The organism is Ferrimonas aestuarii, assembly GCF_005116665.1.
Lineage (GTDB): Bacteria > Pseudomonadota > Gammaproteobacteria > Enterobacterales > Shewanellaceae > Ferrimonas > Ferrimonas aestuarii.
On sequence record NZ_SWCJ01000002.1, the window covers coordinates 123,527 to 142,529 of the forward strand.

At 50.9% G+C, this 19,003-nt stretch carries 20 protein-coding genes and 1 riboswitch; of the genes, 15 read left to right on the forward strand and 5 right to left on the reverse strand.

Annotation, left to right across the window (positions count from 1 at the left end):
- Positions 1-179 precede the first annotated feature (179 nt).
- From pdxH to FCL42_RS03470, 3 genes are all read left to right on the forward strand, one after another.
- Complete coding sequence (gene pdxH, locus FCL42_RS03460; RefSeq protein ID WP_136861994.1) at positions 180-818, forward strand: pyridoxamine 5'-phosphate oxidase; 639 nt, start codon at positions 180-182, stop codon at positions 816-818.
- Between the two features lie 118 nt (positions 819-936).
- Entirely contained in the window at positions 937-1,578 is a 642-nt protein-coding gene (can, locus tag FCL42_RS03465; RefSeq protein ID WP_136861995.1) for a carbonate dehydratase, read from the forward strand.
- Between the two features lie 63 nt (positions 1,579-1,641).
- Positions 1,642-2,139 (forward strand): hypothetical protein, encoded by a 498-nt coding sequence (locus tag FCL42_RS03470; protein ID WP_136861996.1) that lies wholly within the window; start codon positions 1,642-1,644, stop codon positions 2,137-2,139.
- Here FCL42_RS03470 and FCL42_RS03475 read toward each other — a convergent pair.
- From FCL42_RS03475 to FCL42_RS03480, 3 genes are all read right to left on the reverse strand, one after another.
- Positions 2,132-3,382, reverse strand: a complete 1,251-nt coding sequence (locus FCL42_RS03475; RefSeq protein ID WP_136861997.1) for a DEAD/DEAH box helicase — start codon at positions 3,380-3,382, stop codon at positions 2,132-2,134. The genes FCL42_RS03470 and FCL42_RS03475 overlap by 8 nt on opposite strands.
- Before the next feature lie 132 nt (positions 3,383-3,514).
- The gene (locus FCL42_RS21665) at positions 3,515-3,688 is read right to left on the reverse strand and encodes a hypothetical protein (RefSeq protein WP_169308277.1); all 174 of its coding nucleotides are present in this window, start codon (positions 3,686-3,688) and stop codon (positions 3,515-3,517) included.
- 140 nt (positions 3,689-3,828) lie between these two features.
- Positions 3,829-5,583 (reverse strand): M61 family metallopeptidase, encoded by a 1,755-nt coding sequence (locus FCL42_RS03480; RefSeq protein ID WP_136861998.1) that lies wholly within the window; start codon positions 5,581-5,583, stop codon positions 3,829-3,831.
- Between the two features lie 317 nt (positions 5,584-5,900).
- Here FCL42_RS03480 and hinT point away from each other — a divergent pair, with 317 nt between their 5' ends.
- The 4 genes from hinT (at position 5,901) to FCL42_RS03500 (ending at position 7,859) form a co-directional block, all read left to right on the forward strand.
- A complete protein-coding gene (hinT, locus tag FCL42_RS03485; protein WP_136861999.1) occupies positions 5,901-6,251 on the forward strand; it encodes a purine nucleoside phosphoramidase in 351 nt (116 codons plus the stop codon).
- Positions 6,252-6,512: 261 nt separating this feature from the next.
- Positions 6,513-7,007: a PaaI family thioesterase gene (locus FCL42_RS03490; RefSeq protein WP_136862000.1), complete on the forward strand. Its 495-nt coding sequence runs from the start codon at positions 6,513-6,515 to the stop codon at positions 7,005-7,007.
- The gene (locus tag FCL42_RS03495; RefSeq protein WP_136862001.1) at positions 7,007-7,441 is read left to right on the forward strand and encodes a PaaI family thioesterase; all 435 of its coding nucleotides are present in this window, start codon (positions 7,007-7,009) and stop codon (positions 7,439-7,441) included. Before FCL42_RS03490 ends, FCL42_RS03495 begins: the two co-directional genes overlap by 1 nt.
- A gap of 25 nt (positions 7,442-7,466) precedes the next feature.
- A complete protein-coding gene (locus FCL42_RS03500; protein WP_136862002.1) occupies positions 7,467-7,859 on the forward strand; it encodes a DUF1425 domain-containing protein in 393 nt (130 codons plus the stop codon).
- Here the strand turns inward: FCL42_RS03500 and FCL42_RS03505 are convergent.
- Entirely contained in the window at positions 7,846-8,043 is a 198-nt protein-coding gene (locus FCL42_RS03505) for a hypothetical protein (RefSeq protein WP_136862003.1), read from the reverse strand. The two genes, FCL42_RS03500 and FCL42_RS03505, sit on opposite strands and share 14 nt — an antisense overlap.
- Before the next feature lie 3 nt (positions 8,044-8,046).
- A riboswitch (TPP riboswitch) is annotated at positions 8,047-8,164 on the forward strand.
- Positions 8,165-8,216: 52 nt separating this feature from the next.
- Between FCL42_RS03505 and FCL42_RS03510 the strand changes: the two genes are divergently transcribed.
- From FCL42_RS03510 to FCL42_RS03540, 7 genes are all read left to right on the forward strand, one after another.
- Positions 8,217-10,334 carry a TonB-dependent receptor gene (locus FCL42_RS03510; RefSeq protein ID WP_136862004.1) on the forward strand — a complete coding sequence of 706 codons (2,118 nt, stop codon included), beginning with the start codon at positions 8,217-8,219 and terminating at the stop codon, positions 10,332-10,334.
- Between the two features lie 9 nt (positions 10,335-10,343).
- A complete protein-coding gene (locus FCL42_RS03515) occupies positions 10,344-10,604 on the forward strand; it encodes a YkoF family thiamine/hydroxymethylpyrimidine-binding protein (RefSeq protein ID WP_136862005.1) in 261 nt (86 codons plus the stop codon).
- A gap of 34 nt (positions 10,605-10,638) precedes the next feature.
- Positions 10,639-11,223, forward strand: coding sequence for a nicotinamide riboside transporter PnuC (gene pnuC, locus FCL42_RS03520; RefSeq protein WP_229359780.1), 585 nt, complete (start codon positions 10,639-10,641; stop codon positions 11,221-11,223).
- On the forward strand, positions 11,186-12,025 hold the full coding sequence (locus FCL42_RS03525; protein WP_169308278.1) for a phosphotransferase: 840 nt from the start codon (positions 11,186-11,188) through the stop codon (positions 12,023-12,025). Before pnuC ends, FCL42_RS03525 begins: the two co-directional genes overlap by 38 nt.
- A 100-nt stretch (positions 12,026-12,125) precedes the next feature.
- Positions 12,126-12,965 carry a DUF6279 family lipoprotein gene (locus FCL42_RS03530; RefSeq protein ID WP_169308279.1) on the forward strand — a complete coding sequence of 280 codons (840 nt, stop codon included), beginning with the start codon at positions 12,126-12,128 and terminating at the stop codon, positions 12,963-12,965.
- 110 nt (positions 12,966-13,075) lie between these two features.
- Positions 13,076-13,678, forward strand: a complete 603-nt coding sequence (locus tag FCL42_RS03535) for an HvfX family Cu-binding RiPP maturation protein (RefSeq protein WP_136862009.1) — start codon at positions 13,076-13,078, stop codon at positions 13,676-13,678.
- Between the two features lie 284 nt (positions 13,679-13,962).
- The gene (locus tag FCL42_RS03540) at positions 13,963-17,808 is read left to right on the forward strand and encodes a rhombosortase-dependent M36 family metallopeptidase (protein ID WP_136862010.1); all 3,846 of its coding nucleotides are present in this window, start codon (positions 13,963-13,965) and stop codon (positions 17,806-17,808) included.
- Between the two features lie 41 nt (positions 17,809-17,849).
- On the opposite strand, the gene FCL42_RS03545 is transcribed toward FCL42_RS03540, so the two are convergent.
- On the reverse strand, positions 17,850-18,317 hold the full coding sequence (locus tag FCL42_RS03545) for a hypothetical protein (protein WP_136862011.1): 468 nt from the start codon (positions 18,315-18,317) through the stop codon (positions 17,850-17,852).
- A 95-nt stretch (positions 18,318-18,412) separates the two neighbouring features.
- On the opposite strand from FCL42_RS03545, the gene FCL42_RS03550 reads away from it, so the two are divergent.
- Positions 18,413-18,961 (forward strand): NAD(P)H nitroreductase, encoded by a 549-nt coding sequence (locus tag FCL42_RS03550; protein WP_136862012.1) that lies wholly within the window; start codon positions 18,413-18,415, stop codon positions 18,959-18,961.
- Positions 18,962-19,003: the final 42 nt, after the last annotated feature.

A 19,003-nucleotide genomic window follows, 5' to 3' on the forward strand; every position in this document is an offset into this window, starting at 1 on the left:
TAACCGTGGCGGGCGAAATAATTATGGCAACCTAATCGGATTAACATTGCTTTAATTCTTTTAGAAAATAATCACTTACTTATGCCTGTTTTCTCGCCATTTCCCCTTTTGCGCTACTGGTATTTCACCCACTGCCAAGTACAATGGGTGCGTCAGATCACAGAATTTAAGGAGATCCGGTGGCCGATTTTAGTGACATTCGAAGAGAGTATTTGAAAGGGGGGTTACGTCGTAAAGACCTTAAGTCCAATCCTTTCGAGCAGTTTACTTTGTGGATGGAGCAAGCCGCGAAGTCCGGATTGTCAGATCCAACGGCCATGAGTTTGGCCACTGTGGACGCCGATGGTCAGCCGTTTCAGCGCATCGTTTTGCTGAAACGTTTTGATGAAAATGGCTTGGTGTTTTTTACCAACCTTGGCAGCCGCAAGGCCGCTCACATGGAGACCAACCCTAAAGTCAGTTTGTTGATGCCTTGGCACGAGATTGAGCGCCAAGTCCACATTACAGGGCAGGTAGAGAAGCTGACTAAGTCTGAAGTCATTAGCTACTTTATGACTCGGCCCAAAGAGAGCCAGATCGGTGCTTGGGCCTCAAACCAAAGCAGCAGAATTTCGGCGCGTCAGGTACTGGAAGCCAAGTTTTTAGAGCTAAAACAGAAATACGCCAAAGGCGAGGTGCCGGTCCCCGATTTTTGGGGAGGCTATCGAGTTAAGGCAGACAGCTTTGAGTTTTGGCAAGGGGGCGACCGCCGACTGCATGATCGCTTCCTCTATTCCCATACTGATGATGACTGGCAGATTGAGCGCTTGGCACCGTAATAGGTCGTCCGTAGCTCAATTTGTCATAAGGTGCTGAGGTATCGATCTGTTTCGACCACTCAGCGTTAGAAACTGGATATAATGCCGCTGATAACCATAGCGATAATAGGAACTTTTTATGTCTGATTTAGACCACCTTTTTGCTGCCAACCGCGAATGGGCCGAACGAATTCAAAAAGAGAGCCCAGAGTTTTTTGGTCAATTGGCGCAGCAACAGGCCCCCGAATACTTATGGATTGGGTGCTCAGACAGTCGCGTTCCTGCTAACCAAATTATTGATCTGGCACCGGGTGAGGTGTTTGTTCATCGCAACATCGCCAATGTTGTGGTTCACAGCGATTTGAACTGCTTGTCGGTGATTGAGTTTGCGATTGATGTACTCAAAGTGAAGCACGTCATGGTCGTCGGTCATTATGGCTGTAGCGGCGTGAAAGCGTCTATGGAAGATGACTACCTTGGCTTGGCCAGTAACTGGCTTCGTCACGTTCGCGATACCTATAAAGAGCACCAGTTGCACCTTGATGCATTGCCAGAGGATGAGCGCAACGATCGACTGTGCGAACTAAATGCCATTACTCAAGCGGCAAACGTGTGCCAGACCACCATCGCCAAAGCCGCGTGGGATAGAGGTCAAGAATTGACGGTTCACTCACTGATCTACGGACTGAAAGACGGACGTCTTCGTGACCTAGGCCTAAGGGTTGATGGTCGAGGTCAGGTGTATCAGGCTCGCAAGCGTGCCATGGAGGCTCTGCTTTAATCACCTGTTCGCCCTTGCTTATTGTGCTATGTGACTCTATTTATTGTTATAGTTGTTGCAAATATGCCGAGAAGTGGGGGCGATGTGATCATTCGAGCCAAAAACAGCAAGTGCTTTAGCGCAGAGATCGCCCTTGGCTATCAAGTGGAGCAGGTAATGCCGCTCCTGTGCCCAGTGAAAGAACGAGACTGGGTACCTGGTTGGGAGCCGCTGATGCTGTGGAGTGACTGTGGCGCTATCGAAACTGGCTGCACCTATACCACAGTAGACCCCCTTGGGGTGGCCATTTGGCAGGTGCTTCATTACCGGCTTGAACTGGGGCAAATTGAGCTTATGAAGGTGGTGGCCGATCAGATGCTGACTCACATCCAGCTCGATGTGGTCAGTGCGCCGAAAGGCTGCAAACTTAAGCTTAATTATCGTTTTACGGCGGTGGGAGATCGTGGCATCAACTATCTGCGACGTTTTGATGACCTTAAATGGCAGCAGTTTGTGGAACGCTGGCAGCAGGGAATTGAGCGCTATCTCAATTCCCACTGTGAGAACGCGTCGGCTATTTAGTCCTGCCGTCTTTGGCGGCTGCCTCCCTTAATTTGTCTTTTTTACTCTTACGTTTGCCTTTGACCGGTTGCGGCCCTTTGGGTTTTGGCTGCGCGGCTTGCTGGCGGCTAAATCCGTCAAGTTGCTCACGAGTAACCTTTTGTCCCATCTTTTTCTCAATTAGCGCGAAATGAGCGTCATCGTCGGCACCGATAAAGGTGAGGGCGACGCCTTGATTTTGTTGGCGACCCGTGCGGCCAATACGGTGGACGTAATCTGCAGGAGAGCGGGGCAGATCGTAATTGACCACACAGGGCAGGGCATCTACATCCAATCCTCGCGCGGCCAAATCCGTGGCAATGAGGATGCGAAGCGTCCCGAGCTTAAAATCGCGTAGGGACGCTTGACGAGCCCCTTGGCTCATGTCTCCATGCAGGGTGTCGACGTCGTAGCCGGCGCGATGGAGTTTGGTGGCGAGGTTGTTGGCGCTGCGTTTACTCGCGGCAAAGATCAGCACCTGACGCCACTGATGGTGTTCAATCAGTTGTTGAAGCGCTTGATTGCGGTTCGCTGGGTCAATCTCGATGGCTCGCTGATGGATCTGCTCGCTGACGCTGGCTTCACTGGTCACTTCGAGCCACACTGGAGAACACAACCACTGCTGTGCCAGTTGCTCTGTATCTTTGGAAAAGGTGGCTGAGAACAACAAGGTTTGCCGCTTTTTCGGAAGCAGCGCTTTAATCGCCTCCAGTTCCTCTGAAAACCCTAAAGCCAGCATTTTGTCGGCCTCGTCCAACACCAATTGAGTGGTTTGGCTAAGGCTGATGGCATTTTGGTTAATCAGATCCAGAAGGCGGCCTGGGGTCGCGATCAGCAGATCGCAGCCACCTCGAAGTGCCAGCATCTGAGGGTTAATGCTGACGCCGCCATACACCGCCTTGATCTTTAGCGGTTCGGGCAACCCAAAGGCAAAGCTTTTCAGGCTCTCTGCAATTTGCGATGCCAATTCTCGAGTGGGCGCTAAGATAAGCGTTGGTGTGACGTTGGTGCGGCCACGGCTCGACTTAGGCTGCTGGGCACGTTGAAGCAGCGGTAGACCAAAAGCGGCAGTTTTCCCTGATCCGGTTTGAGCAATGCCGATGATGTCTTTGTTATCAAGAACATGAGGGATTGCTTGTTGCTGAATTAGCGTAGGGGTCTGATACCCTAATTGGGCAAGGTGCTGGCTTAGGGCGTCGGATAAACCGAGGGAAGGAAAGGGCATGGATAGCGCTCAGCTGTAAAAACCGGCGAGTATAGCAAAGGCGAGCGGTTGCAGGAACCACATTGCTAACCCTTGTGGCTTAGTCTTGAAGTTGAATTTGGTTGGGCGCCAGCCTAGGCTGGCGCGATGGCATTATTCAGCGGTGCTGTCTTCACAGCTCTTGGCAAACTGCGCTAATTCGTCGGCGAACACCTGGTGCAATTCCTCTTCGATGTCACGAAGGCGCTCCCTTAGCTCTGGAATGCTGTTCGCATTTCGGAAGTGGTCATGCAGCAAATCAGATAATTGTGTTGAGTTCGTTTCCATGAATGACCCTCCAGCACTTGATGTAATTCACGACCTAGGTTCACTGTAGTTTTATCAAAATTGACCAAGGTTAGCTAAGACTTGTTGGTCGCTGGTGCCAATTTTTCATCGGCACCAGCCCAAAACGCCTTTTGTTTAGCTCAAAGCCAGAGTTTGACCAGATTCTCATCGAATATCTCGAGCTGTGCGGTCGTTATAACCGCTGGCTCAAGAGTGATCTCCCCGGACATCAGCTCATCTCTGCGAAACCAATGGCAACAAAGCGTACTTCCTGGTTCGTAACGGCTCAGCTGTTTATCAAGATTAGCAGAAACCTGCAGACCGTCGATGGCAATTAAGCGATCGCCGGCGCTCATTCCGGCCTGATGAGCCGCGCCGCCTTGGCGGACACTGGCTAGGCGAACGCCAAAATCGTCCGCTTTGTAGAGCGCACCTAGCTCAACCTTTGCGCCTTTGCCGATGCCGCCTTTATCGCTATTGCTTGAGGCGCTGCGCATGGAGAGTTTTACGCCCACCTTTTCCAGTAGCTCTGCCAGTGGCAGATCGTCGGTCTTGGTGAGCCACGCGAACAGCTCTGTGGCGTCTCTGCCTAGCAGCGATTCCACAATCTGTTGATGGGTATTGTCCAAGGTGCCGATGCCTTTGCTGCCAAATTGCTCCCAAAGCACCGTCATCAATTGATCTAGATTGGCTTTGCCTTGGGTTTCCGTACGCAGGGTTAGGTCCAGCATCAGCGCGAACAGCGCCCCTTTGGTGTAGTAGCTGACAATGGCATCTTGAGCGTTCTCACCCTGCTGATAGAAGGTGGTCCAGGTGTTAAAAGAGGATTTTGCCAAACTTTGTTTAAAGCGGCCTTGACCACGAAGGACTCGGGTAAAGGTTTGGCTCAGTAGATCAAGGTAGCTGTCGCGATCGATGCAGCCGGAGCGGAAAGTAAGCAGATCATCATAGTAGGAGGTGATCCCCTCATAGGCCCACAGCTGCGTGGTGTAGCTCTCGGCTGACAACTCGTAAGGGATAAAGCGCTGTGGCTTAATGCGCTTTACGTTCCAGTTATGGAAATACTCGTGGGTGCACAGGGTCAAAAAGGTTCGATAGCCATCGGTGACGTCGGTTTCTGTTTTACTTGGCAGATCACCACGGCCACACATCAGTGCGGTGGAGTTGCGGTGCTCTAGGCCACCGAAGCCATCGCCCACCACCATGGTGAGGAACAGGTAGTAGTCGTATGGGGCTTGGCCGCCGAAAAAATCGATTTCGGTTTGGCAGATCTTTTTGAGATCCGCACAGATGCGGTCGGTATCCGCCATCTGTTTACCGGTCAGCACCAGATCGTGTTGAACGCCGCCCGCTTCAAAGCTGGCCAAGGTGAAATCACCCATCTCGACGGGATGATCAATGAGGGCATCGTAGTCCTCGGCTCCATAGTCACCAAATTGATATCGTTCGGTGCCATTGATCGGCGTCAGTCCTGTGGCCACTCGCCAGTGACTTAGCGAGCCTTCTGGGGCTTTGATGGCGAGGCTCACCGGTTCAGATTCACGCCCTTCCACCTTTAAGAACGTGCTAGTGCCGTTAAAAAAGCCATGGGTTTGGTCAAGGTGGGCGCTACGTACCGACAGATCCCAAGCGTAAACTTGGTAGCGAATCGAGAGCTGCTCACAGTCGCTATCAAGCTCCCAAGTCTGTTTGTCCAGTTGGGTAAGTGCTACAGGCTCGCCACTTTGCATGGCATGAACGTTAATTAGATTCTTACAGAAGTCTCGGACCATATAACTTCCAGGAATCCAACTAGGCAGGCTGAAGCGTTGACCTTTCGAAGCGTGGGCTAATTGGATTTCCACCTCAAACAGGTGAGCGGCGGCATCTGTGATGCCAATCTGATATTGAATCATATGAGGTCCTTCACGTCGGTCAGCGGAGTAATGTTTGATCCGCGTAATATAATAATTGGTGATTAGTGGTTAACATCGGCACCAGCGATTAACTGTGTTTTGAGTTGCTATGTTCGATGCCATGTCTACATTTTGTCGTATTGCGACGCCATTTCTTGTCAGCCTGTTGGTGTATCTGCTTGCGGTCGTTTTCACCTGGGTGACGGAGAAAAATCGACAAGTCTAAAGATAAGCTGTTGCTGTTAATCAATTTTCCTAAATTCACTTTGCTAAGTATACTGGCTAAATCAGATAAATGAGCCTGTTTGGAGGCAACCGTGGCCGAAGAAACCATCTTTTCTAAAATTATCCGTCGAGAGATCCCAGCGGAGATCCTATACCAAGACGATTTGGTTACTGCCTTTCGTGATATCAGCCCTCGAGCGCCGACTCACATCCTAATCATCCCCAATACCGTCATTCCGACGGTCGATGACGTCAAGTCAGCTGATGAAGCCGCGTTGGGTCGCATGGTCACCGTGGCTGCGAAGCTGGCGAAAGAGGCGGGCATCGATGAAGATGGTTATCGTTTGATAATGAACTGCAAGGAGCATGGGGGGCAGGAGGTTTACCACATCCACATGCACCTGCTGGGCGGTCGCCCTCTAGGGCCGATGCTGGCGCACTAAACGATGGCTAACGAGGGGATTGTCCATTAATTGGGCGTATCCTTTCTTTTACAGCTTAGACCGGTGTGCGCCGGTTTAAGTTGTTTGCTGTTATGACAATTGCACTAGGCCAATGGTACTATCTGCATCGCCTTGCGGTGCCGGTCATCGTTTAGGTGGTTATAAGGATAAAAAACTCTATAAGGAATTTAAGTCATGCCGTCTGTTGTCTCACCTTTGTGTGTCGACTGTCGCTTTGATTCCCAAGCGATGGGGGTGTAAATGCAGCCTCATAACTCGGAATACTTCCCGCAAACCGAACTCATTACACGCTTTGTTAACTCTCTGGCTCAGTGCCGAAAGCTGAAGGTAGAAACCTTAGAGGCCAGCGAACATCACGTTCTGCTTAAGTTGCCTTATCAGCAGGAGCTGATCGGCTACCCTGAAACTCAAGTTCTCCACGGTGGGGTGATCACCACCTTAATGGATACCGCATCTGGTGCAGCGGTGATTGCTGCCATTGAGTCTCAAGAAAATCAGATTGAACTGTGCCCAACGCTGGATCTTCGCGTGGATTACATGCGTTCCGCCGTTCCCGGCGAGCCGGTCTATGCCATGGTGGAGTGCTTTAAGCTCACCAGCTCCGTTGCCTTCACTCGAGGCGTTGCCTACCAAGATTCCATCGATAACCCCATTGCTCAGGTCGTGTGCTCCTTTATGCGCATCGGTCCGGAGTTGGTGACCGAGGAATTTAGACGTACGCTGCTGGGAGAGTAATGGTGGATATTAGAAATTTAGTTGAAGACGCCATCGCCAACCGGGATTACACCGAGCTTCTGGCTGTGGTGCCGTATGCCCAGCACCTGGGGATGGAGTGTGACCAACTGGGCGAGGAGTTGGTGTTTCGCCTGCCAAACAACCCAGAAAATATGGGTAACCCGATGTTGCCTGCACTCCATGGCGGCGTGATTGCCGGTTTTATGGAGATGGCGGCGATGGTACAGTTGATGGTGGTTTTGCATACCAGTCGTGTACCAAAAATTGTCGACTTCTCAATTGATTATTTACGTGCAGGATACGCCAGAGAGACCTATGCTGAATGCCGTATTACTCGTCAAGGTCGCCGAGTTGCCAATGTGTCAGTGTCTGCTTGGCAAACCAGTCGCAAACAGCCGATCGCAACGGCTAGGGCGCATTTTTTGATCGATTAAGTTCATAAAGCCGATAGGAGTGCCGATGAAACGCGTAATGGTTGTAGCCTTAGTGGCCGCATTGGTTGGGTGTTCGACCACCACCTCTGGTTTGGTTGTGCACTCCAGTTCCGCTGAAGATGTTCAGATTAATAACGGTGCCCTAGGGCGGGATCTTAGCCTAGTTTCCGTTAACAAGGGGCGCTTAAATGGCCGCCTTCAAGGACGGGTTAACTTAGAATCGAACAGCAGTAGCGATCTCTACCTGCAATATCGGTTCTCCTTTTTTGACGGGGAGGGGGTGTTGCAGGAGTCCGCTCATGACGGCTGGCACAGCCTGAACTTAGCTGGCGGCGAACGTAGGCAGGTATCTTCGTTATCCTTGAACAGTAAAGCGGAAGATTTTCGTTTTGAGATACGCCGAATCATCTCTGATTAAACTTATCTCTGGCTATCCCGTTAGCTTTGTTGCCGCTCTCGGTTGGCAAATGCTTCTTTAAAGTATTTCTTCCAAAGGAAACACCAAAACCGGCGCCTCGTGCGCCGGTTTTGGTTTGTTCGCTGTTTTTATAGCCGTTTGTTGTTACAAAACTGCCGTTTTTGTTGGTGGTTTCTGTTACCATCGGCGGTGAACCTCGGGGTGTGTTTTGACACTGAGATTTGAGCAGTTGCCGCTGGGCCTGCTTAAGAACCCGCGAACCTGATCCGGATGATACCGGCGTAGGAAAGGTCACTACTTCCCCTTATCGCCCTCATTCGGTCCTTTTTTACCTTGATTGTGAGAAGTCAAAAGGACATGCGTAAAACCCTTTTAGCGACCGCTGTAGCCCTAGGATTGGGCCAAACCTCTTTGTCTGCCTTTGCCGAAGAGATCGAACGTATTCAAGTTTTTGGGGACCTAAGACAGATAGAACTGAATCAGCTGCCAGGCTCTGCCACCGTGGTGGATACCCAGTTGATTGAAGATGAAGGTGGCGAGCACCTAGAACAGTTGCTCGACACCATCCCCAACTTAAATTGGTCCGGAGCAACCTCCCGCCCTCGTTACTTCCAGATTCGTGGCGTAGGTGAACAGGAAGATTATCAGGGCGCACCCAATAGCTCAGTAGGCTTTATCGTTGATGATATCGACCTGTCTGGCTTAGGCATGGCAGCCAGCTTGTATGATCTGCAGCAGGTAGAGGTACTTAGAGGCCCGCAGGGCACTCAGTATGGTGCCAATGCCTTAGCGGGCCTTATCTACGTTAAAAGTGAAGATCCGACCCAGGTGGCCGAGAGCGGCATCACCACCACCTTCGGCGAAGACAGCCAGTTTACCTATGGTGGCTATGCTTCCGGTGCGCTGACCGATACCTTATCTGGGCGCGTGGTGGTTCATCACAACCAACAAGATGGTTTTCGCGATAACGTCTATCTTGGCAAAACCGACACCAATGCGCGCGATGAACTTACCGTGCGTACCAAGTTGTTGTGGCAACCTAGCGATCGAATGTCAGCCAAGCTGACTTTCATGCACGCCGATCTTGATAACGGTTATGACGCCTGGACGCTGGATAATAATGGTTTTGACACCATCAGCGATAACCCTGGTGAGGATTCTCAGCGTACAAACGGTGCCTCTTTAAATCTGAGTTTTGGCTTGTCTGAGCAGGTTAATCTGGGGGCCATCACCAGTTGGACCAACACTCACGCCACTCATGCTTATGATGGTGATTGGGCCAATGATGAGTACTGGGGTGACCGTCAGTGCTATGGCGCGCCTTGCGTCTACGTGTACAACTGGGGTAAAGATCTTAAGCGCGATGCCTTATCCCAAGAGGTAAAACTGAGCTCCAGCGAAGCAGGGAAGATCTTTGGTGGAACCACCCATTGGTTGGTGGGCATCTATGCCAGCACGTTGGATGAAGATAACCACCTGCGCATTACCGAAGCCTACGACGCCAGTGGTAGCTATTTTTCTGAGTTAATCTCGGAGTACGGCTCGGATAACCAGGCACTATTTGGCCAGTTGGATACCGAACTTGGGGCGTGGACCTTCTCCCTTGGACTGCGCTTTGAACAGCGAGATGCCAGCTACAAAGACAGCAGTGGCGAAGATTTTAATACCGACGAGAACATGTGGGGGGGACACCTGTCCGCCAGCTATCAGTTAACTGACGATCATAATGCGTACGTTCGCGTGGCTCGAGGGTATAAAGCGGGCGGGTTTAATATGAATCTGCCTGAGTTTTTGGTGGATCAAACCGAATACGACACCGAGACTCTCTATAACTACGAGATTGGCCTTAAGAGTCAGTGGCTGGATGGCTCGTTAACCTCTGCCTTGGCGGTGTTCTACATGGATCGCAGCGATCAGCAGGTGGAGGCATCCGTTCAGGAGCCAGGTTCCGGTGACTTTGTGCTCTACACCAGTAACGCCGCGGATTCCAGTAACTATGGTGCTGAGCTTGAGCTTAACTACCAAGCCACCGAAAACCTGTCATTGCGGGCGGCGTTGGGTTGGCTTGAGACCGAGTATGGCGACTACGTTTTGCAGCTTAAGGAAGACAGCTTCCGCGATCTCAGTGGCCGAGAGTTAGCGCACGCCCCGAACTATCAATTTGCGGTTGGTGCTACCTATCGCCATGACTTAGGTTGGTTTGCCAATGTGAATTACAGCGGCAAGGACGAGTTTTATTACTCTGATAGCAATGACTCGACTTCTGAAGCGTATCAAGTGCTTGATGCCAAGCTGGGCTATGAGGCTCAGATGTGGTCGGTGTACCTGTGGGGTCGAAACCTGACCGATGAAAAGTACGGCGTTCGTGGCTTCTACTTTGGCAATGAGCCCGATCAAGACTGGGTCGACAAGCAGTACATTCGCTATGGTGACCCTCAGCAGTTTGGTATTACCTTTAATTACCAATTTTTATAAGGAGCAATGATGAAACTTGCCGTCGAAATAAGCCTTTACCCTCTGCAGGATAACTACCTGCTGCCCATTAAGTGGTTTATTGAGCGTCTGGATGCTTACCCTGAGATTCAGCGTAAGACCAACGCCATGAGCACTCAGTTACTGGGGGACTATGATCAGGTGATGTCTCTGTTGGCTGTCGAGATGAAGGCTGCCCATGAGAAGTGGGGTAAGGGCGTGTTCGTCTGCAAGTTCATCCCCGGCGGAGTTAACCTTGACCACTCTGAGTAATCTGTTTAACGACGCCTTTGCTCAGGCGACCGCCATGACCTACTGGGAGGGATTGGCGGTGGTATTGGCATTGGCCTACCTTTTGCTGGCAATGCGGGGCAGCATCTGGTGCTGGCCTGCGGCATTTGGTTCCACGCTCATTTATACGCTGCTGTTTTGGGAGGTGTCTCTGTTGATGGAGTCGCTGCTCAATGGCTATTACCTGCTGATGGCGGTATATGGGTTTTGGGTGTGGCGCTTTGGCGGAGATACCGGGGAGGGCACCCGTTATCGGCGTTTGCCTTTTAGCCAGCACACCTTGATCATCGCTGCCACGGCGGTTACCGCCCTTGGCATGGGATATGTGATGGACACCTATACACAGGCGGACATGGCGTACTTGGACTCGATGACTACTTGCTTTGCGGTAGTAACCACGGTGATGTTGGCTTACAAAGTGGTGGAGAACTGGATCTACTGGGTGGTGATCGATCTGGCTTCCATCTATCTCTATCTGAATAAATCGCTGATTCTCACTAGCGGCCTGTTTGTGCTCTATGTGGGTCTCGCGGCGGCGAGCTACTTTATGTGGCGCAGAGCCTATGAACACCAGCCTCGACTTAGCCAAGCAGTGGCTTAACCAGCAATCCGAGTTTAAAGGGACCAATTTGGTCCCTTTTGCTGCTGGTACAGCAAACACCCTCTACCAACTTGAAGGTCATGATCTGTTGCTTCGGCTCCACAATCAGCAGTTATCGATGACTGACGATTGCGCGCGGGAGTACGCAACCTTTGCCGAGTCAGCGCAACTGGGGCTTGCACCAAAACTGGTTCATCTCGATGAACATCACCGCTTTAGTATTATCGAGCGCTTTGGTCGCAGCGCTAGTGTACTGCCGATTGAGGCCGCAGAGACTCTGCTGAGGTTTCATCAACAGGTTACTGAATCCCTTGCTCCACGCTTTGGAGGCGCCACCTTTGATTACCCCTCTTTACTGTTGGATCCTGACAGGCAGCGAAAGGCAAAAATCTGGCAACAGCGGATGTTGCAAAGTCGGCTTCGCCCCTGTTGGTGTCACTATGATTTGGGTCCGGGTAATTGGCTGGTGCAGGCAAAGTCCTCGGGACTTACGCTTAGATTGATTGACTTTGAATACAGTAACTGGGGCCACCCTTGGTGGGATTTGGCCTGTTTGCTGTGTGAGTGGCCAATGAATGAGGCCGACGCCATCGTGAGCCGTTATCTGCAGCTTAATCAGTTGACCATGACTGATCGTGAGCAACAGGCTCGCGGGGCCGCAGTGTCACTCTATTTGGCGGTTTCTTTACAGTGGTGTGATGGGGCGTTGGCGCAGGCCAAATCAAAGACGCAACAACAACTGTTGCAGACGCGACGTCGCCATTATCAGAAGCTTTGGACGGGAAACGGCCTCGATCACTAAATACCACATAATTGATTATTAACCATTTTTTCTATTTGAATTTGTCTCATTTCGTTTTAGGTTAAGCTTGTTACTGAGGACAGAGAGCAGGAGCAAGGTGATGATACAGCGTTGGCTACTGGTGGCGGTAATGGCCTTCACCCTCACAGGTTGTAGCACTAAGTTTGTTTACAACTGGCTTGACTGGATCATCGAATGGGAGGTTGCTGATTACGTTGAGTTGGACCGAGCACAAGAACGTCAACTAGAACAGATGATCGATGAGCTATTGGAATGGCATCGTTATCAAGAACTGCCTAAATATCATGCTCAACTGACGCAACTTCGAAAGCAGCTCAATCATGGCCTTACCTCAGAACAAGTATTGGCCCACGCCACCGAACTTGAACAGCATTGGCGCCGCATTTTTGCCCATCTTCTTCCGCAGCTAGTTCCATTTATTCAATCGCTTAATGACGCACAGATCGCCTCATTGGTAGCAAAAATTGAGGAAGAGAATAAGAAGGATATCGAACGCTATCTCGAAAAACCTTATGACGAGCGTGTTACCCGCTCCAACCGTCGTATGGCTAAGAGTTTAAAGCGCTGGGTGGGAAAGCTGACTCCAATTCAGCAAAGTGCTGTCAATGAATTTAACCTAGAGCGGCATCAGTCAATGGATCTCTGGGTTGCCTACCGAGATGCGTGGCAACATCGTTTCATTGACGCACTGGAGCAGCGACAGCACACCCAGTCTCTTGAACAAAGCCTGTATATTTTGCTGGTTCAGCCTGAGTCGCTGCGTCCGGAAGCCTATAAGCAACAGTTAAGCGTCAACCAGCAAGAGTTCGCTGACTCCATTGTCAAAATTCAACAAACCTTGACGGGAAAACAGCGCAAACGCCTCAATCGTCAACTAGGCTCCTTATTGGACGATCTCGCCGACTTATCAGAAAGATAGCCATTTATTCAGTGCTGTTTTTGCTATAGCAACAAATGTTGTGGTTATTGTGAAATCGAGACTCGGCCACTCCGGTCTACTGAAACAGTGAATGGAAAAAGGATATCTTTATGAAGGCGTTGATCTCCCTATGGCAAAGTTTCTTTAAAGCAACCCAATATCTCGAAGGATTGGCGCCTTTGGCCATTCGGCTTTATTTGGCGCCCATCTTTATTCAGGCTGGATACAATAAGTTTAGCCACTTCCAAGACACTGCGGCCTGGTTTGGCAATCCGGATTGGGGGCTAGGTCTGCCTGCCCCAGAGCTGATGGCAGGTCTGGCTGCGGGTACAGAACTTATTGGCGGAGTGTTGTTAATCGTAGGGCTGTTTACTCGATTGATTAGTATTCCACTGATGGTAACTATGTTAGTTGCCGCCTTTGCTGTGCATTGGGAAAATGGCTGGCTGGCTATTGCCGACGCCAGCAGTTGGTTGGCAAACGAACAGGTATTGGCTGCGCCAGAGAAGCTAGACCGAGCCAAAGCGATTCTGCAGGAGCACGGTAATTACGAGTGGCTTACCTCATCGGGTAAGTTTGTCGTGCTTAATAACGGGATTGAATTTGCCATCACCTATTTCGTGATGTTGCTGGCTCTCTACTATTTAGGTGGTGGACGCTACACCAGCTTGGATTATTTCTTCAGCCACAAGAGTGAAAAGGTGAGAACTTAATTTAATTGAATGTGATCTCGATCACGAATTAAGTTTCCCGTGTCGATTGCCACAAGGATTTGGAAGGTGACCCTACCTGGCGGTAGGGTTTTCTTTTGCTGTGGCTACTTTAATTGAATCATCTGGTTTTACTAGCTTCCTATGGCGGAGGAATGCACTAATAAATCGAATTCGCTAGTGATTACACCATTTTTTGAAATTTCTGTTAATTCTATGTGAATTCACTGGTAGCCTGAACTTTCCCCCAAAGAGGGGCAGGTAGTAAAAATAAAAAGGACATACCAGTGAAAACACAATTAGCAATCGCAATTTCAAGTGCATTGGCACTTGGAACCGCTTCAGCAACGGCAGCATCATGGAGTGATGCTCCCCTGCAGCTGAAGAACATCTCCTCCTCAAAGCACTCCATAACAGGCATGCCGGATCAATATGACGACCAATTAGGGGCGTCATTCCAGTGGGCAAAAACCGATCAGTATCGTCCGGCGTTAGGCGCGCTAAAATCGGAAATCCGAACTCAGTCGTATGCGGGTCACTATTTAAGTTCTCACTATGGTCTTGGGGTCGATAAAGGTGATAACAGTGCCAGATTATTGAGCCTTTCCGATTATGGCCGTGGCGCCATTGTGGCCAAGTATGGTCAAACACTGCATGGAATTCCGGTGTTTAATCGTCATGTGAATGTGATGATGGACCAAGAGATGAACCTAGTGGCCAGCTCTGGTGGCTTTGCGGTGACGGCACCAGCGGTAACTCTTCACTATGGCTCTGAGCACGCCGCGCTGAACTATGCCACGTTGGATCTTGTTGGTGCGGAGTCTCTAGAAGGACAAGGGGCGCCACTTCCGGGTGGTTATACAGGTTGGCAGTCTCAACTTCGTTCAGAAGACTACCGTTTTTCCACTTTGCCTCGAACTAAGAAGGTGTGGTTTGAAGAGCAGGGAAAGCTTCGCGCCGCTTACTTTGTTGAAGTCGCGCTTACGTCAATCTCTAGCACCGAACGCCAGAATTACAGTTACGTTATTGACGCCACGACCGGCAAGGTACTGTTCAAACACGACCAGATAGCGCACAGCGGTGAGTTTGGTTACCGCGTCTATGCCCATGATAGTGGCATGCCTTGGGATGGACCTCATGGTAACGTCATTCCCGCTACCAGTGCGGATCAGCAAGACGCAGCGGCTTATCTTGATGCGCCACTAGTGACTCTTGCCCATGGGCCAATCAGCACTCAAGATCCTTGGTTGTCTGAAGACGCGTTGGTGACCAAAGGCAATAACGTCCATGCCTACGCGGATGTGGCTGCCCCTGATGGCTTTTCTGAAGGCGATGTCGAGGCGGAAGTAACGGCCACTCAGACTTTCGATTACGCCTATAATACCAATGAGCCGGAGCACAGTACCAACAACCGCAAAGCGGCGATTGTGAACCTGTTCTATCTCAACAACTACCTTCACGATGAGTTCTACGACCATGGTTTTGATGAGGCCAGCGGCAATGCCCAGCAATCTAACTATGGCCGTGGCGGCGTAGAGGGTGACCCGCTTCTTGTTGAGGTTCAAGACTACTCCGGTACCAACAACGCCAACATGTCGACACCGGCAGACGGCTATTCGCCAACCATGCAGATGTATCTATTCGACAGCAAAGACGCCTCGGTAGGCAAAGACTTTGGTGTGGTGGCGAGCGCGGACAGCGTTTCCGGATTGTTGAACTCATCACAGATGGCTGGATTTGGACCACAGTCCTTTGACCTTACTGGAAACGCCAAGATCATTAATGATGGCGTTGGTGAGGGACGCGATGGGTGTGAGGCGACTAGTCAAGACCTAACCGGTGTTATTGCCATTATTGATCGCGGTAGCTGCGCGTTTACGGATAAGGTGTTGTTTGCTCAAAACGCCGGTGCCATCGCGGCCATCGTGGTGAACAATCAGGACGACGGTACCCCGGCACCAATGGGTGGCACCGACGAGAATGTCACTATTCCTTCCATGGGGCTTTCATTTGCTGATGGCGCGAAACTCTACAGCGCCATTGATAACGGCGAATCCCTAAGCCTGCGCTTGTATGGCAGCCGTGCCATGAAAGGCAGTTCTTGGGATAATGGGATTGTGGCTCACGAATGGGGCCATTACATCACCAATCGATTGATTGGTAATGGATCTGGGTTAACAAACCAGCAGGGTCGCTCCATGGGCGAGGGTTGGGGTGATTTTCACGCGCTATTGATGCTGTCCGATGCAACCGATTCGGATCTACCCGGTAATGAGTTATTCCAGAAAGCTTACGCTGCCACCTCATATGTGGCGGGCTTCTATTCAGGTATTCGTAATTTCCCATACAGCAGCGATATGAAGGTTAACCCATTGACCTTTGCCAATGTCACCTTAGGTAACGGTACCCGAGCCGACCGCAATGGTGCCGCAGAGGTGCATGATGCCGGTGAACCTTGGGCAGCGATGCTTTGGGACAGCTATGTAGCGCTTATTAATGATGAGCGCTACGGATTCGACGAAGCCCGCAACCGTATGAAGAGCTATCTGGTTGCCAGTTATAAGATGACGCCAAACGCGCCAACCTATACTGAAGCTCGTGATGCTCTATTGGCAGCGGCCTATGCCAATGACCCTCAGGATTATCAGCTTATTTTGTCTGCGTTTGCGCGTCGTGGTATGGGGCTTGGTGCGGTATCTCCGGCGAGAGACAGCACCACTCATGAAGGGGTGGTGGAGTCCTATAAGACTCAATACTCCAGCGTTGAGGTGACATCGCACCAGATTGAGACCGACTTTGAGGGGCTTACTAACGGTTACTGCACCAAAGATGGCATCTTGGACAAAGGAGAGACTGGCACGGTGAAGTTCACCGTCAGAAACCGCGGAAGTGAAGCTTTTGATGAGCTGAAGGCTAAGGTCTCCGTGGTGGGCGATCAGCAGGTGAGTTTCTCTAACGGTGGTGAGGTGATCTTTAAAGATCTGGGAATTACCGGAACCGCAAACAGCTCTGTGCTTGAATTTACCCTAGATGAAGTTGGCATTGAAGACACCCTCACTTTCTCGTTGAGTTTTGATGGCCTAGCTGAAGAAACTGTGGCGGTGGATTATGAATACAACACCACCGTAAACATGGGGTATATTTCCAAACCTCTTGTGGGTGGTTCGGCACTCAGTGACATGGAAAACAGCACTGGGTTGGCAAATCTTCAACAACAAGTGTTAAGCGGTGGCGACAATGCGGCGAATACTGTGGTCTTGGATCGGACCTTTGCCGATCAATTGCCAGTTGGTGAGCAGTACCTGCTGATCAAGAATAACCCCTTTGCCAGTGATGTAGCGGCGCAAACCCAGCCTTTCACCGTTGGCAGTGAAGGTGACTTTACGGTTAGCTGGTTCCAATACTTCATTATTGAAGAGGGTTGGGATGGTGGTGTCGTGGAGATCTCCGTCAATGGAGGCGAATGGCAAGATGTTGTCGATGCTGGCGGCGTCTTTACCGGCAGCGGCTATGTTGGCGAGCTTAATGAACTGCTTCCTGAACGTCAGGTATTTACCGGCAATCAAGGGGGGGATGAAGGCGTTAACTTTGGAACCTCACTAAATGGTCAGCAAGTACAGCTTCGATTCCGCTTAGTCTCTGATGAATTTGCCGCGGGCTATGGCTGGATGATTGACGATCTGCAGATCAACAATGCGGCCACGCCAGTGTTCTTCGATCTGGTTAGCGGTGACACCATCGCTTGCGACAACCGCCTGCCTCATGTGGATGCGTTTGTGTCTTCAACTTCGGTGTCCTCCGGTGATGCCGTTGAATTAACCGCGTCGGCAGTGGATGCCAATGCTGGCGACACGCTAACTTACACTTGGCAGCAAACTGCCGGTACTCAGGTGGTTCTCTCGGGCGCTGACAGTGCCGAGGCCAGTTTTGTGGCACCAACCCTGTCTAGTGCAGAAACTTTAACCTTTAAGGTAACGGTTAATGACGGTACTGGAAGTGTTGAAAAAGAGGTGAGTGTGACAGTCGCGGCGACGGCGCCAGTGCAAGGCTCAGGTTCCAGCTCTTCGGGGGCCTTTGCAGCTTGGCTGATGGCGCTATTGCCATTTGCGATCTGGCGTCGTCGACGTCAGTAGCCCCAAATGAAAAGTCCCGGTGTTTACCGGGACTTTTTCGTTTAGTAACTGGCTTTATTCATCGGAGAGTCATACAGCACTTCCAGCTCCACCCAATCACATTGGCGCTTTAGCAGTGAGATCATCGGTGTCATATCCACATTGGCGTCATTGACTTGCCACTTAATATGACCAGTTTCGGCAGTCCAGCGCCACTGAGTGATGTCGTACTGGATTGAACTTAGATCGTCACAGCCGCTGAGCAATCTACCGGTGACTTCTCCTAGCTCTTGGGTATTGAGATTGGTGATACTGGCGTGTTTGTAAAATCCATCAGCAGCTAAAAATAGTTGGTTTCCGATTTGGATTTTAGTGACTTTCTGTGACTCGCTTATTGCAGTGATAATTTGCTGGTCGGGATCAGTCTTGGTGGATATGGGGTGCTCATCGTTGGCACATCCAGAGATGCCAATGGCTAACAGCAGTGGCAGGGGCATACAGATTGTTGGAGATAGAATGCGGAGCATCATCGGCGGTCCTTGCGCTTTGGGTATGGCGGTAACGATTCTCACTACCGCTTTGTTTTGATAAGGTACCACTATGACTGACTTACTTCGGAGTGGCAATGGACGCCATTACATTACTAACTGAGCGAGGCTCCTCACCTCAACTGACCTTCCCTGGGCCAACCGAAGCGCAGCTTTCGCAAATCGTCGAAGCTGGGCTGCGGGCACCGGATCACGGCGGGTTGACGCCTTGGGAATTTCTAATTTCCGAAGGTGAAGGCTTAAACCGCCTTGGTGACATCCTATTTGAAGCGGCTAAAGCCAACGGCGTTGAAGGCGAACAACTCGCCCGAGCCAGATTGCTGCCCACCCGCGCACCGATGGTGATTACCATCATCTCCAGAGTAAAAGACCATCCTAAGGTACCGCCGTTAGAGCAGCACTTAAGTGCAGGCTGCGCCGCCATGGCGATGCAGATGGCAGCCCAAGCTCAAGGCCTAGGTGGAATGTGGCGTACTGGCAGTTACGCGTTTGATGACCACGTACGTCAAGCCCTTGGTGTCCGTGGCGACGATCAGATCATTGGCTTTTTGTACCTTGGTACGCCTAAGCAAACGCCTAAGGCCAAGCGCAAACTCGACCCGTCTCAATTTCTGCGGCGATTGTGAGATTCCTCCCCTGTATCTGCCATCGGATACAGGGTATCCTTT